The organism is Neisseria sicca VK64, from assembly GCF_000260655.1.
GTDB classification, from domain to species: Bacteria; Pseudomonadota; Gammaproteobacteria; order Burkholderiales; family Neisseriaceae; genus Neisseria; species Neisseria sicca_B.
Window position 1 is genome coordinate 1 of record NZ_AJMT01000094.1, and the last position, 12,378, is coordinate 12,378.

Consider the following 12,378-nt stretch of genomic DNA (forward strand, 5'->3'; position numbering starts at 1 on the left):
GGTGCTTCAGCACCTTAGAGAATCGTTCTCTTTGAGCTAAGGCAATGCCGTACCGGTTTAAATTTAATCCACTATATTTTCAAAAATCATTTCCCTTGAACCAACTTGCAATAACAAAGTAGCAGGTAGAAAACAACTCCACTACAACCATGATTCAGAATAAACCAAAGGTCGTCTGAACTTTAAAAGTTTTCAGACGACCTTTTGTTTGTTAAATCCCATAAGTTTCAAATGAATGCAAGACCGTTCATTTTTAACCCATTGATTTTTATAGTGAATTAACTTTAAACCAGTACGGCGTTGCCTCGCCTTAGCTCAAAGAGAACGATTCTCTAAGGTGCTGAAGCACCAAGTGAATCGGTTCCGTACTATCTGTACTGTCTGCGGCTTCGTCGCCTTGTCCTGATTTAAATTTAATCCACTATAATATCCCTTATCCTCAAATGGGACAGCTATCCCAATCCTTCTCCTGAGAAAACAGGAAAATTATCAATCAAATTATTGCTTTTTCAAACCTTTAGCTTTAACGACGGCAATAGTACCGTCAATACCTTTTTGCTTAATCAACTCATTGAATTGATTGCGGTATACCGTTACTAAACTTGTGCCATCCAAACGGAAATTGTAGATTTTATAAGCAGAACCTACCCGATAAAGCTGATACGCCACTTCGTATTTCTTACCGCTCTTCGTTTGAAGCTCCGAAAACACATCAAACTTATTGCCGTTTTCAGTCATTTTAGGCAGCAATTTAACCTTCGCATCGGCAGCGCCCACCAAAGCGGAATGGGAATACATCGAAACCACCATCTCTTTGAATGCCTGAATAAAATCTGTTTTCTGCTGTGCTGAGAAATTGCGCCAAGGCGCGCCGACAGCCAAAGCGGAAATGCGTTCATAATCCAAATAACGGTCGGCATACTGCTGTATTTGTTTGACACGCTGCGGCTCGCTCAAGGAAGTATTGCGTGCGATTTTCAAAACAGTATCGATATTTTGCTGCATCTGCTCTTGTGCAGGATGTGCAGCGGCAACATACGGGGCGGCAAGCACCATAGGTGCAGCCAGTACAAAAGCGGACAAATAGGATGCCATATACGTACCTATTTCTAAAAGTTTTAAAGGTTAATTGTAAAACTTTATATTTTAGAAATATTTAACGTAATGTAAAACCAAGAAAGGCAGGTAAAGAAGGTAGGAACAGCCTACATCCGACTCAATTCCCTTTGCAGGGCTTGGATGTTTTGCTGGCGGTCGAGTACCGCGCTTTGTAGGCTGTTGATTTCCTGTTGGTTGACATGACCGCCTTTGGCTACACGGGCTTGCGCCAGAGATTTTTGCGCTTCGCCCAGCGCTTTACGCTCGTTGCTCAACTCTGTTTCCAAAATCGAACGGCGGCTAGCACTGCCGGAAGATTTGGGCGCAGGCGTTGCTGCGACTTCAGGAGCCGGACGGATGGGCGCAGGTGCAGGATTTGCCTTAGCGGTATTTTTAGGTGCAGGTTTTGCGTTGCCGGCTCGTTTTGACGGAGCTTCGGCAGTAGGCTCGGGCATTTCTAAAGCGGGAGCATCGTAGCGCGTGCTGCTGTATTTGCCTATGGTCGGTAAATCTGCCGAATGGCAGTTTCCGGATGGGCGCGAAGTATAGACGACTTCGCCGTTGACTGTGCAGGTATAGATTTTAGAGGAAGCTTGTGCGCCTGATGCGGCGGCAAACATCAGCAATGAAGCTGCCAATGCGTGAAGTGATTGTTTCATGGTAAGGTCGTAATGTGAAATAAGTAATTTTTCGATAGATATTGCATTCAACTGTAATAGTATAACAATGCCAGCATATTCTCTCAAATAGGACGGCTGACTTTTTTAATTTCAAACCAAACCGTCTCATTCGTTATAGCGAAATTTGCCTCACTCGTTTTCAGACGACGTTTTTGCGGCTTTATCCGATTTTTTGGCGCGTGATTTGGCGTTTTTGCTCTTTGTCTCCTGCTCTTGCGCCTTTTCCCGCGATTTTTCTTTTGAACGCGCCTTCTTGGGCTTGGCCGCCTTTTCTTCGGTATCGCTGCTTAATTTGTTGATTTTCAGACGGTATGCACCGCCTTGGTGGCTGCTGATTTTGGGCAGATCCGCGCCTGTGCAGTTTCCAGATGGTTCCGATGTGTAGGTTTTGCTGTTACCGGAATGGCAGCTGAAGACGGCTGCTGCGGTGTGGAGGGATAAGCCCCAAATGAGGGAGGATGCGACGATAAGTGCCCCTTGCTTGATTCGTGAACGCATGTATTTTCCGTAGTTTGAGTTTTCAGACGACCTATTTTTGTTTTTATAGTGGATTAACTTTAAACCAGTGCGGCGTTGCCTCGCCTTAGCTCAAAGAGAACGATTCTCTAAGGTGCTGAAGCACCAAGTGAATCGGTTCCGTACTATCTGTACTGTCTGCGGCTTCGTCGCCTTGTCCTGATTTAAAGTTAATCCACTATATACAGTCCGACGGTCTGAAATGACCATGCCGAACTGTATTTTTTGGCGGCTTCTGAAGGCAAGTACGGAAACCCTCGCTGCGAAGTATTTATAGTTATGTAAATTCTGCGTCGATTTCCGTCAGGATTTGCTCCAGCTCTTCCTGCCACAAAAGCCAGTTTTCTTCTATTTGTGTTAATTTTACTTTAATTTCTGTTAATTGTGCGAGGGTTTGTTGTAATTTTGTTTTATTTTCGTCCGAATAGGCTTCTTCTTGTGCCAAAAATGTTTCACATGCCGTTTGAATTTCGGAAAGCTGTGCCATTTCTTTTTCGGCTTTGTCGATTTTCTGCTGTATCGGCTTGCCGCGTCGGGCTTTTTCTTGACGGATTTGTGCTTCGATACGCTTGGTGTCTTTGCGGTTTTGGCTTTGCGCGGAAGCGGCAGGCGCGGTTGTGGCGTTTTCCTGCGCCAACCTCCATTGACGATAATCGTTTAAATCGCCGTCAAAGTTTTTCAGACGACCTTTGTCAATCAGGAGGAAGCTGTCGGTAGTGGCTTCAAGCAGGCTGCGGTCGTGCGATACGACGATTAAGGCGCCTTGGAAACTTTGTAGGGCAAGCGTCAGGGCGTGGCGCATATCCAAGTCCAAATGGTTGGTCGGCTCGTCAAGCAGCAGCAAATTCGGTTTTTGCCAGATAATCATGGCAAGGGCGAGGCGGGCTTTTTCTCCGCCGGAAAAGGGTTCGGTTTTCTGCAACGCCATATCACCGACAAAGTTGAAGCCGCCGAGGAAATTTCGGATTTCTTGTTCGCGCACTTCGGGAGAAAGCTGCTGAATATGCCAAACAGGGCTTTGGTCGGCGCGGATGGTATCGAGTTGGTGTTGGGCAAAATAGCCGATATTGAGTTTTTCGGAACGGACGATGCTGCCGGAGAGCAAATCGATTTTGCCTGCCAAGGCTTTGATAAACGTAGATTTACCGCTGCCGTTAACACCCAATAGCCCGTAACGTGCGCCGCTCTCCAGCGATAGGGTAATGTCGTGCAAAACGGTTTTTCCTTCGTAACCCAAATCAGCGTGCTCCAGCTTCAGCAAGGGATTGGGCAGATGGTCGGGATTGTAAAACTCAAAGGAAAACTCGCTGTCCAAATGCGCGGGAGCGATGCGCTCGAGCTTCGCCAACGCCTTCATGCGGCTTTGCGCTTGAACGGCTTTGGTGGCTTTGGCTTTGAAGCGGTCGATAAAGGATTGCAGATGTTTGATTTGCGCCTGCTGTTTGACATAGGCGGCTTGTTGTTGCGCCAGGCGTTGTGCACGTTCGTTTTGGTAAAAATCGTAATTGCCGCCGTATTGCGTGAGCTTTTGCTGGGACAATTCGATGGTTTGGGTGGTGGCCGCATTGAGGAAGTCACGGTCGTGGGAAATGATGATTTGCGTGCAGGGTAAAGAGGCAAGGTGGTTTTCCAGCCACAAGACGGTTTCCAGATCCAAGTGATTGGTCGGTTCGTCAAGCAAGAGCAAATCGGCGCGGCAAATCAGGGCTTGCGCAAGATTCAGGCGCATACGCCAGCCGCCGGAAAAGGATTTGACGGGACGGCTGTGTTCTTCTTGCGAAAAACCCAGTCCGTTCAACAATTTCGCCGCACGGGCCGGCGCGGTATAAGCATCGATTTCTTCCAATTTGGCATGATATTCCGCCTGCTTCATGCCGTCATTTTGCGCTTCCGCCTGCGCCAAGGTCGTCTGAAAAGCCTGCAACTCGGCATCGCCCTGCAAAACGTAGTCCAACGCGGAGATGTCCAAGTCGGGCGTTTCTTGGGAAACGGAAGCCATCCGCCAATTTTTCGGAATCGAGATATCGCCACCGTCCTGAGTGATTTCACCCTTGATTAAGGCAAACAGGCTGGATTTGCCCGTCCCGTTTTTACCGATCAAACCGACGCGCTGACCGGGATTGACGGTGGCGTTGGCTTTGTCGAGCAGGACTTTCAAACTGTGTTGCAGGGTGAGGTTTTTGATTTCAATCATGATGTAATAATGGACGGGCGGAAAAATGGGAAAGGCGGTATTTTATAGTGAAAACAGCATTATGTCGCCGTTCGTTGGTGCCGTAGCGTTTCAACGTGAATCCATGATGGAAAAAGGTCGTCTGAAAACGGCAGACGGTGTGAGCAAAATCCGCTCTGTCCATTTTCAGACGACCTTTGATGTAACGAAACGGCTTAATGTCGATAATCCGCCGAGTCTTTACGGATTTGCCGCAGAAATTTCTGCGTCCGTTCGTGTTTAGGGTGGTCGAACAACTCTTTCGGACTGCCCTGCTCTACGATGACGCCGCCGTCCATGACGACGACGGTAGTGGCGACTTCCAACGCAAACTTGATTTCGTGGGTCACGACGACCATCGTCCAGCCTTCTTGCGCCAATTCTTTCATGGCGTTCAATACGTCTTGCACCAATTCGGGATCCAGCGCGGAAGTGGGTTCGTCAAACAACATCAACTCAGGCTGAATCGCCAATGCGCGGGCGATGCCGACGCGCTGTTGCTGACCGCCGGAAAGCTGGTAGGGATAAAGGTTAACCTTGTCGCCCAAGCCGACTTTTTCCAGTAATTTCAAAGCTTCTTCGCGCGCTTGGGCGGCAGGCTTGCCTTGTACGGCAACCGGACCTTCCATTACGTTTTCCAACGCGGTTTTATGCGGAAAGAGATTGTATTGTTGGAACACCATGCCGGATTTTCGGCGCAGAGCCAAGATGTCGTGCTTTGTCGTTTTTTTAGAAAAATCGATTTTCAGCGGTTGCCCGTTGTCGAACTCGACTTGTCCGTCTTCGGGCATTTCCAGCGCGTTTAAGCAGCGCAGAAACGTCGTTTTACCCGAGCCGGATGGCCCGAGGATGACGACTACCTGCCCTTTGCCCACATTCAAATCGATTCCGCGCAAAATGGTGTTTTCGCCGAAGGTTTTGCGGATATTGCGGATTTTAATCATAGCTTCCCCTTATTTGGCGACATAGCGGTCGAAGCGTTTTTCCAGGCGCGCCTGAATCAGGAACAGCACTTTGCAGAAACACCAGTAAACCAAAGCAGCTTCAATATAGACAGGCAGGAAGTCGTAGGTACGGTTTGCCGTTTCCTGCGCGACGCGGAACAGTTCCGTTACCGTCACCACTGCCGCAAGCGAGGTGTTTTTGAACAAGCCGATAAACTCGTTGCTCAAAGGCGGCACGGCGACGCGAAATGCCTGCGGCGCGACGATGCGGCGAAAAGTCTGCATATAGGTCATGCCGATGGAGAAACCCGCCTCCCACTGCCCTTTCGGCACGGACAAAATCGCCGCACGGATGGTTTCGGAAGCATATGCGCCGACATTGAGCGAGAAGCCGATGATGGCGGCAGGAATCGGATCGATGAAAATACCGACGGACGGCAGTCCGTAAAACACAATCACTAGCTGCACCAACAGCGGCGTCCCCCTAATGATGGAAATATAAGTTTCCACCAGTTTCAGCAGGATTTTCCGCACGATGCCGCCCGAAGGCATAATCCGTACCAAAGCCACGGCGATGGCAATTACCATCCCGATCAGGAACGACGCCACCGCCAGCGGCAGCGAGACCATAAAACCGGCTTTGACCATAGGCAAAAACGCGCTGACAATCATATCGGCGCGTGTTTCCGTCATAAACGGCAGCGAAGCAAGAAAATTATTTAACACTGATGTCTTTTCCGAAGAATTGTTCGCCCAGTTTTTTCAGCGTGCCGTCAGCTTTCAGCTCGTTGATTGCCGTGCTGAATTTCGCCACGACTTCGTCATTGCCTTTATTGACAATCAAGCCGGAGCCGACTTTTTCATCGGCAGGCGCAGACCAAACGATTTTCACGCCCGCATTCGGGTTTTTCTTCAGATAGTCTAAAACTGCCAACTCATCGTTCAACGTCGCATCGGCGCGTTTTTGTTCAATCAGGGTCAGCGATTGCGCCAAACCGTCTACCGGTACGAGTTCCGCACCCGCGGCTTTGGCTTTTTCGCCGTAATTGCTGGTCAGGGACTGCGCAGTTTTGACGCCTTTGATGTCGTCAATGGATTTGATGTTGCTGTCTTTGCGCGCAACCAAAACCGCACCGCTCCAGCTGTAAGGTTCGGATTTGTCGAATGTCGCTTGGCGTTCAGGGCTGGTCAGACCGACTTGGTTTGCCACCACGTCGAAACGTCCCGCTTTCAAACCCGCCATCATCGAATCCCATTGCGTTTCTTTAAATTCGACTTTCACGCCCAGTTTGTCCGCCACAGCGCGGGTAACTTCCACATCGTAACCGGTCAGCTTGCCGTCTTTGTCGTGGTAGGTAAACGGCGCGTAAGTGCCTTCGGTGCCGACGGTAATCGTACCTTTATTGTTGATGCGCTCGATTAAAGAACCGGAAGCGTTGGCAGATTGGGCGGGAGCAGAAGAAGACGCGCTGCCGCCCTCTCCGCCGCAGGCTGCCAAAACCAATGCGGTCATGCCGCCAAGTACGAATTTTTTCAACATAATCCTCTCCTGAAGAAAAAGTGTGCAAGAGCCGCATTCTAAGTGAAATTGCGGCAAACACAAAGAATACTTTTTTATATTGCTTATTCCGAAACGGATAAAGGAAGCCGTACCCCCCATCCATCAAGCAAAGGTCGTCTGAAAACAGTCTTGATACCCCCTTTTCTGTTTTCAGACGACCCTCTTTATCGTCCGCATCATGATTCGGCTTGATATTCGTAATAATGGTGCTGAGTGCAGATTCAAAGGGAACATTATCCCATCTTATTTATAGTGGATTAAATTTAAATCAGGACAAGGCGACGAAGCCGTAGACAGTACAGATAGTACGGCAAGGCGAGGTAACGCCGTACTGGTTTAAAGTTAATCCACTATAAGATTCGCGCCTTGAATTAAGACGCAGAGATGGCAAAAGGTCGTCTGAAACTTTTCAGACGACCTTTTATCTTGAACCGCAGCTGATGCTTAAGCGCGTTTGCGGAATTCGCCGGTACGGGTATCGATTTCGACTTTGTCGCCGTTTTCGATGTAAGACATCACTTGGATTTCAGTGCCGCCGACCAGACGCGCGGTTTTCATCACTTTGCCGGAAGTATCGCCTTTAACGGCAGGCTCGGTGTATTCAACTTCGCGTACGATGATGGTAGGCAGCTCGACAGAAATAGGGTTGCCTTCGTAGAAGGTCACTTCGCATTGGTCTTCCATGCCGTCAACGATGAATTTCAACGCGTCGCCGATGTTGTCGGCTTCGATTTCGTATTGGTTGAATTCTTCGTCCATGAAGACGTACATAGGGTCGGCAAAGTAGCTGTAAGTACAGTTTTTGCGAGACAGGATGACGACGTCGAATTTGTCGTCGGCTTTGTAAATGGTTTCGGAAGCGGCACCGGTCAGCAGGTTTTTCAGTTTCATGCTGACTTTGGCGGAAGAGCGGCCGCCTTTGATGTATTCGGTTTTTTGAACGACCATAGGATCGTTGCCGACCATGAATACGTTGCCGGCGCGCAGTTCTTGTGCTGTTTTCATGTATTGTCCAATCAAATCGGTTGTAAATAAACGCGCTATTTTAGCGTATTTTTTTAAGCTTTGAAATAAAGGCGGCGAGTTTTTCGGGGGCGGAAGGCTGCTCGAAAAGATAACGGCTCCAGTCCTCCGCACCTTGCCGCCAGTCGTTTTGGTGTTGTTGCAGGATTTGCCAACATTCTAGGCGCCGCGTGGCGGATAATGCCCCTCCGCCGTTGAGGTCGTCTGAAAGGCGGCGGTGTGCCGAGGCGGTTTCGGGCGTGTAGAAGCCGTGTGCCTTATCCCAAAAGGCGTGGAGTTTGTCGAGATGGACATGCTCGTCTTGCGGGTAGATGTGCCAAAAGAAGGGTTTGCCGGCAAGCTGGGCACGGACGAAACTGTCTTCGCCACGTATCACGGCGCAGTCGGCGAGGTGCAGCAGTTTGTCGAAATCCTGTTGCGGCACGAAAGGGATTTTGACGAGGCGGACTGAGGTCGTCTGAAAAACATCGCCGTCGTTTTGCAGGGCGTTTTGCGGAATGACGCCGCTTTGTTTGAGGCTGTCGATGATTTGCGTCCCAGCCAGCAGCAGGGTCATCGGGCTGCCTGCCTGTTGCCACATGTCCAGCCACTTCGCCCAAACATCGCTCCGATAACCGAAAAGCAGCCATTCGGGCGCGTTTTTTTCGGGCAACATCAGCCGCTCTCGCAAGGCTTCGGTATCGAAACGGACGGCATCGCGGTAATCGCGTTCGCGTATCAACCCGCCGCTTTTTTCGCTGAAACCCATAAACCAAAAATATTTTTGAACACCCTCCTGCGGCGAAGGCATCAGATGCAGCCTTTCATTGCTTTCCTCCGCGCTCAAATACTCCCAATTCAGCCAAAGCGGCTTGTGTCGGCGGATAATGTGCAACACATTTTCAGGCAGGTCGCAGGCAAAAGTTTCGATGACGACATCGGGAACGGGCGCAGCATCAATGTCTGACACTTCAGCATGCCAAGTGCGGACATAAATATCCTGATGAACGCAGGGAACGTCGGGCAAATCGGGACAAAGCGCACGCAAAGCAGACACATCGTCCGTCCACAAATGCACCTGCCAACCAAGTTCACGGTGCAAAACACGGGCAAGCCGCAGGGAAACGCCGATGTCGCCGAAATTGTCGATGACGTTGCAAAAAATCCAACAAACAGGAAAAGCGTGTGTATTCATAAAAGACTCGAGGTCGTCTGAAATCGGTTTCAGACGACCTTTTCAAAACTAAAACGCGCCGAAATAGTGGAACAAATACACAATCAGCAAAACGATTGGAATAAACAGCAGCATGGTTTGACGTTTCAAATCAAACTCTTGCTTAAGATGATGCTTGATGGTATCGAAAAGGACGAATTTGAACAGAAACGTCGCTTCGCAGGCAAGGATGATGCCGTTAATTAAGTGTTGCGCCGCGTCTTCGGGCGGATTGACGGCGAAAACGGCAAGCGTCGCCAAGGGTATCAGGCAGACGGCAAGCCAGCGGATGATAAGCGGTTTGGACATGGTGTGTGATGGACAAAATAAGGATGATGGAAAAAGAGCAAGTCGGCAGTTTAATCGGTACGGGGGAGGATTTCAAACGGATGGGGAGGTCGTCTGAAAACCAATTTCGGCGAACCTGCCAAAGCCGTTTTCAGACGACCTCTTTATCCAATACGGACTTTTACAATGCCTGAAACGCCTGTACTGCCGCCCAAATGATTTCGGGCTGCTCTTTAATCGCTTCATGGGCTGCAAACGGCACATTCATCAGATGCACATCGGGCAATTCGGTTTTCAGTTCTGCCCAATCATCGAAGGCAAGCAGAAAATCGGCTTCTCCGCGTATTGCCAAGACATTAGCTGCGATTTCACGGACGCTTTCGTTGGGATAACCGCTTGCGCTTTCATCCAGCCACATGGCTTTCAATGCCGCAATCCATTTTTCGGCATCGGGTTCGGGATTGGCTGCCTGATAAGCGGCAAGCTGTTCCGACAGTTTTTCTTTTACAATATTAAGGTTCAGCGCTTCAAACATCGACCGTACGCGATTCAAGTGTTTTTGATGCCACTCTGCACCTACCGTGATGATTTTCTCAACATTTTCATCTTCCGCACCAAGATGGTAAGCCGTTATTCCTCCGTCGCTGAAACCGAACAGACTGTAATTTTCCACGCTTTCGTTGCGCAGGATTTGGCGCACATCATCGGCTGCTTGAGCATAGGTCAATGCGGTAGTGCCAAGCGTGGAGCGTCCGTGTCCGCGCGTATCGACGGCAATCACGCGGTAGTGTTGCAACAGGCGCGGCAGCAACGGTTCAAAGTCGGCAATCGAGCCGAAACCGCCGTGAAGCAAGACCATGACGGAGGCGGCTTCCTTACCGCCGATTTGGTAGTGCAGGCTTGCACCTTGATGGTTAAAAAATTTGGACTGCATGGTTTACCTTTTCAATCTATCCGGAGTATCTGCATAGGAAACATCAAAAAGCTTTTGGATTCCAACACAGATATTGAACATTTGCAAAGGGTCGTCTGAAAACGGCTTAGGAGCTGTATCTCCGTTTTCAGACGACCTCTTTCTTTAAACTTTTGTGTTCTCGATCATCAGCCGATTCCTCAACCATCTGGCGGTAGGTGCGATTTCGCCTGCCAGCATACCGGCTTCCACGCCTGTCGAGTGTTTGATAACATCCGCCGCCGCGCCGTGCAGCCATACGCCGGCGCATGCGGCTTGGAACGGCGGGATGCCTTGCGCAAGCAGGCTGCCGATGATGCCGCTTAAAACGTCGCCGCTGCCTGCGGTGGCAAGTCCGGCGTTGCCGCTTGGGTTGGTATAGACCGTGCCGTCGGGCGCGGCGACAAGCGTGCGGTGTCCTTTTAAGACGGTTACGGCTTGGAACGTTGCGCTGATGGTTTGGACAGCGGACATTCTGTCTTGCTGGACGGTTTGGGTTGATGCACCAAGCAGGCGGGCGGCTTCGGCAGGGTGCGGGGTCAGAACCAGATTACCGCGCTTTTGTGCTGCTTCGCGGGTTTCGGGGTTAGACCTTGCTAGCAAAGTCAGTGCGTCGGCATCAAGCAACAACGGCGCGTCCTGATTTTGCGTCAACACGGTATTTAAGATTTGGCTGGCGGTTTCGTCCAAACCCATGCCGCAGCCGACCGTCCATGCGCTGATGTCCTTGCGTTTCAGCAGGTCTTCGGCAGTCGCCAGCATGATTTCGGGGCGTTCGGGGATGACGGCGAAGGGTAAGGCGGTTTGATTGAAGCCCGCCCACACTTTGCCGCTGCCTTGATAAATCGCGGCGGTGGAAGCGAGAACAACGGCTCCGCTCATGCCCGATGCGCCGCCGACGACGGCGAGCGTGCCGTATGTCCCTTTGTGCGATTCCGCTTGGCGTGGGGCGAATACGTCGGGAAATTGCGAGGTCGTCTGAAAAAAATCGGGCGTATCGGGGAGCTTATAGGACGGGTTCATCATCAATCTGCCTGAGTTTGGGATAAAATAGCGGATGCGTGGCGAAAAGAGGATGTCTTTTATAGTGGATTAAATTTAAATCAGGACAAGGCGACGAAGCCGCAGACAGTACAGATAGTACGGCAAGGCGAGGCAACGCCGTACTGGTTTAAAGTTAATCCACTATATCGACTGTTGTTTTCACGATTCTACCGCCCCGTATAGGAACACTACAACCGCACAACAAGGAATATTTAATGAAACAAAAAGTCAAAGTCTGGGATTTGCCAACGCGCCTGTTTCACTGGCTCTTGGTCTTGTCGGTCGGATTTATGTGGTACAGCGCGCAGGCAGGCGGCGGGATGCTGGTTTGGCACTTGCGCTGCGGGCTGCTGGTGGCGGGGCTGATTATCTTCCGCCTGTGTTGGGGCTTGTGGGGCAGCGATACGGCGCGGTTTTCGCAATTCGTGCGCGGTCCGTCGTCCATCCGCCGCTACCTGCAAGGCAGCCTGACGGAAAATGAGCAGCCCGGACACAACCCTTTGGGCGCGCTGATGGTCATTGCGCTGATTGCGGCGGTTTTGCTGCAAGCGACGACGGGCTTGTTTGCCGCCGATGAAAACACGTTTACCGACAGCGGCTATCTGAACCATCTGGTCAGCTCGAACACGGGCAGCCTGATGCGCAAAATCCACGTCAATTTCTTCAACCTACTGGCGGCATTGGCAGGGCTACACATCGTTACGGTCTTGGCGTATAAGTTTTTGAAGAAAAAAGATTTGATCCGCCCGATGATCAGCGGCTACAAGTATATCGAGGGGCAAACCGTTGCCTTGAAATTTGCTTCCGCTGCCAAACTGATTGCTGCCTTAGTAGTCACGGCTGCGGCGGTGGCTGCGATTTTGATGTT

Annotated in this window: 14 protein-coding genes and 1 pseudogene; 3 read left to right on the forward strand and 12 right to left on the reverse strand. The window is 50.4% G+C overall.

What is annotated here, in order from left to right:
- Positions 1 to 498: 498 nt before the first annotated feature.
- From HMPREF1051_RS05790 to HMPREF1051_RS05820, 7 genes are all read right to left on the reverse strand, one after another.
- A complete protein-coding gene (locus HMPREF1051_RS05790; protein ID WP_003758567.1) occupies positions 499 to 1,095 on the reverse strand; it encodes an MlaC/ttg2D family ABC transporter substrate-binding protein in 597 nt (198 codons plus the stop codon).
- Between the two features lie 110 nt (positions 1,096 to 1,205).
- Complete coding sequence (locus HMPREF1051_RS05795; RefSeq protein ID WP_036492103.1) at positions 1,206 to 1,757, reverse strand: hypothetical protein; 552 nt, start codon at positions 1,755 to 1,757, stop codon at positions 1,206 to 1,208.
- 150 nt (positions 1,758 to 1,907) lie between these two features.
- On the reverse strand, positions 1,908 to 2,276 hold the full coding sequence (locus HMPREF1051_RS05800; protein ID WP_003765718.1) for a hypothetical protein: 369 nt from the start codon (positions 2,274 to 2,276) through the stop codon (positions 1,908 to 1,910).
- 295 nt (positions 2,277 to 2,571) lie between these two features.
- Entirely contained in the window at positions 2,572 to 4,488 is a 1,917-nt protein-coding gene (locus HMPREF1051_RS05805) for an ATP-binding cassette domain-containing protein (RefSeq protein ID WP_003765691.1), read from the reverse strand.
- A 194-nt stretch (positions 4,489 to 4,682) separates the two neighbouring features.
- A complete protein-coding gene (locus HMPREF1051_RS05810; RefSeq protein ID WP_003765711.1) occupies positions 4,683 to 5,450 on the reverse strand; it encodes an amino acid ABC transporter ATP-binding protein in 768 nt (255 codons plus the stop codon).
- A gap of 9 nt (positions 5,451 to 5,459) precedes the next feature.
- Positions 5,460 to 6,176, reverse strand: a complete 717-nt coding sequence (locus HMPREF1051_RS05815) for an amino acid ABC transporter permease (protein WP_003765700.1) — start codon at positions 6,174 to 6,176, stop codon at positions 5,460 to 5,462.
- A complete protein-coding gene (locus tag HMPREF1051_RS05820; protein ID WP_003765704.1) occupies positions 6,166 to 6,990 on the reverse strand; it encodes an amino acid ABC transporter substrate-binding protein in 825 nt (274 codons plus the stop codon). The genes HMPREF1051_RS05815 and HMPREF1051_RS05820 overlap by 11 nt, the downstream gene beginning before the upstream one ends.
- Positions 6,991 to 7,244: 254 nt before the next feature.
- Between HMPREF1051_RS05820 and HMPREF1051_RS14325 the strand changes: the two are divergent.
- A pseudogene (locus HMPREF1051_RS14325) lies at positions 7,245 to 7,364 on the forward strand (IS5/IS1182 family transposase); the annotation flags it as partial.
- A 91-nt stretch (positions 7,365 to 7,455) separates the two neighbouring features.
- Here HMPREF1051_RS14325 and efp read toward each other — a convergent pair.
- The 3 genes from efp to HMPREF1051_RS05835 are packed head-to-tail and all read right to left on the reverse strand — an operon-like array spanning position 7,456 to position 9,535.
- On the reverse strand, positions 7,456 to 8,016 hold the full coding sequence (gene efp, locus HMPREF1051_RS05825) for an elongation factor P (protein WP_002219406.1): 561 nt from the start codon (positions 8,014 to 8,016) through the stop codon (positions 7,456 to 7,458).
- Between the two features lie 40 nt (positions 8,017 to 8,056).
- Positions 8,057 to 9,208: an elongation factor P maturation arginine rhamnosyltransferase EarP gene (earP, locus tag HMPREF1051_RS05830; protein ID WP_036492109.1), complete on the reverse strand. Its 1,152-nt coding sequence runs from the start codon at positions 9,206 to 9,208 to the stop codon at positions 8,057 to 8,059.
- 48 nt (positions 9,209 to 9,256) lie between these two features.
- Entirely contained in the window at positions 9,257 to 9,535 is a 279-nt protein-coding gene (locus HMPREF1051_RS05835) for a hypothetical protein (protein WP_003758590.1), read from the reverse strand.
- A gap of 8 nt (positions 9,536 to 9,543) precedes the next feature.
- Here HMPREF1051_RS05835 and HMPREF1051_RS14330 point away from each other — a divergent pair, with 8 nt between their 5' ends.
- Positions 9,544 to 9,708, forward strand: a complete 165-nt coding sequence (locus HMPREF1051_RS14330) for a hypothetical protein (RefSeq protein ID WP_003765713.1) — start codon at positions 9,544 to 9,546, stop codon at positions 9,706 to 9,708.
- Here HMPREF1051_RS14330 and HMPREF1051_RS05840 read toward each other — a convergent pair.
- On the reverse strand, positions 9,696 to 10,448 hold the full coding sequence (locus tag HMPREF1051_RS05840) for an alpha/beta fold hydrolase (RefSeq protein ID WP_003765708.1): 753 nt from the start codon (positions 10,446 to 10,448) through the stop codon (positions 9,696 to 9,698). The genes HMPREF1051_RS14330 and HMPREF1051_RS05840 overlap by 13 nt on opposite strands.
- A gap of 144 nt (positions 10,449 to 10,592) precedes the next feature.
- Positions 10,593 to 11,492, reverse strand: coding sequence for an NAD(P)H-hydrate dehydratase (locus HMPREF1051_RS05845; RefSeq protein ID WP_003765693.1), 900 nt, complete (start codon positions 11,490 to 11,492; stop codon positions 10,593 to 10,595).
- A 233-nt stretch (positions 11,493 to 11,725) separates the two neighbouring features.
- Here HMPREF1051_RS05845 and HMPREF1051_RS05850 point away from each other — a divergent pair.
- Positions 11,726 to 12,378 (forward strand): cytochrome b/b6 domain-containing protein (locus tag HMPREF1051_RS05850; protein WP_003765697.1); only part of this gene is annotated, 653 nt, incomplete at its 3' end.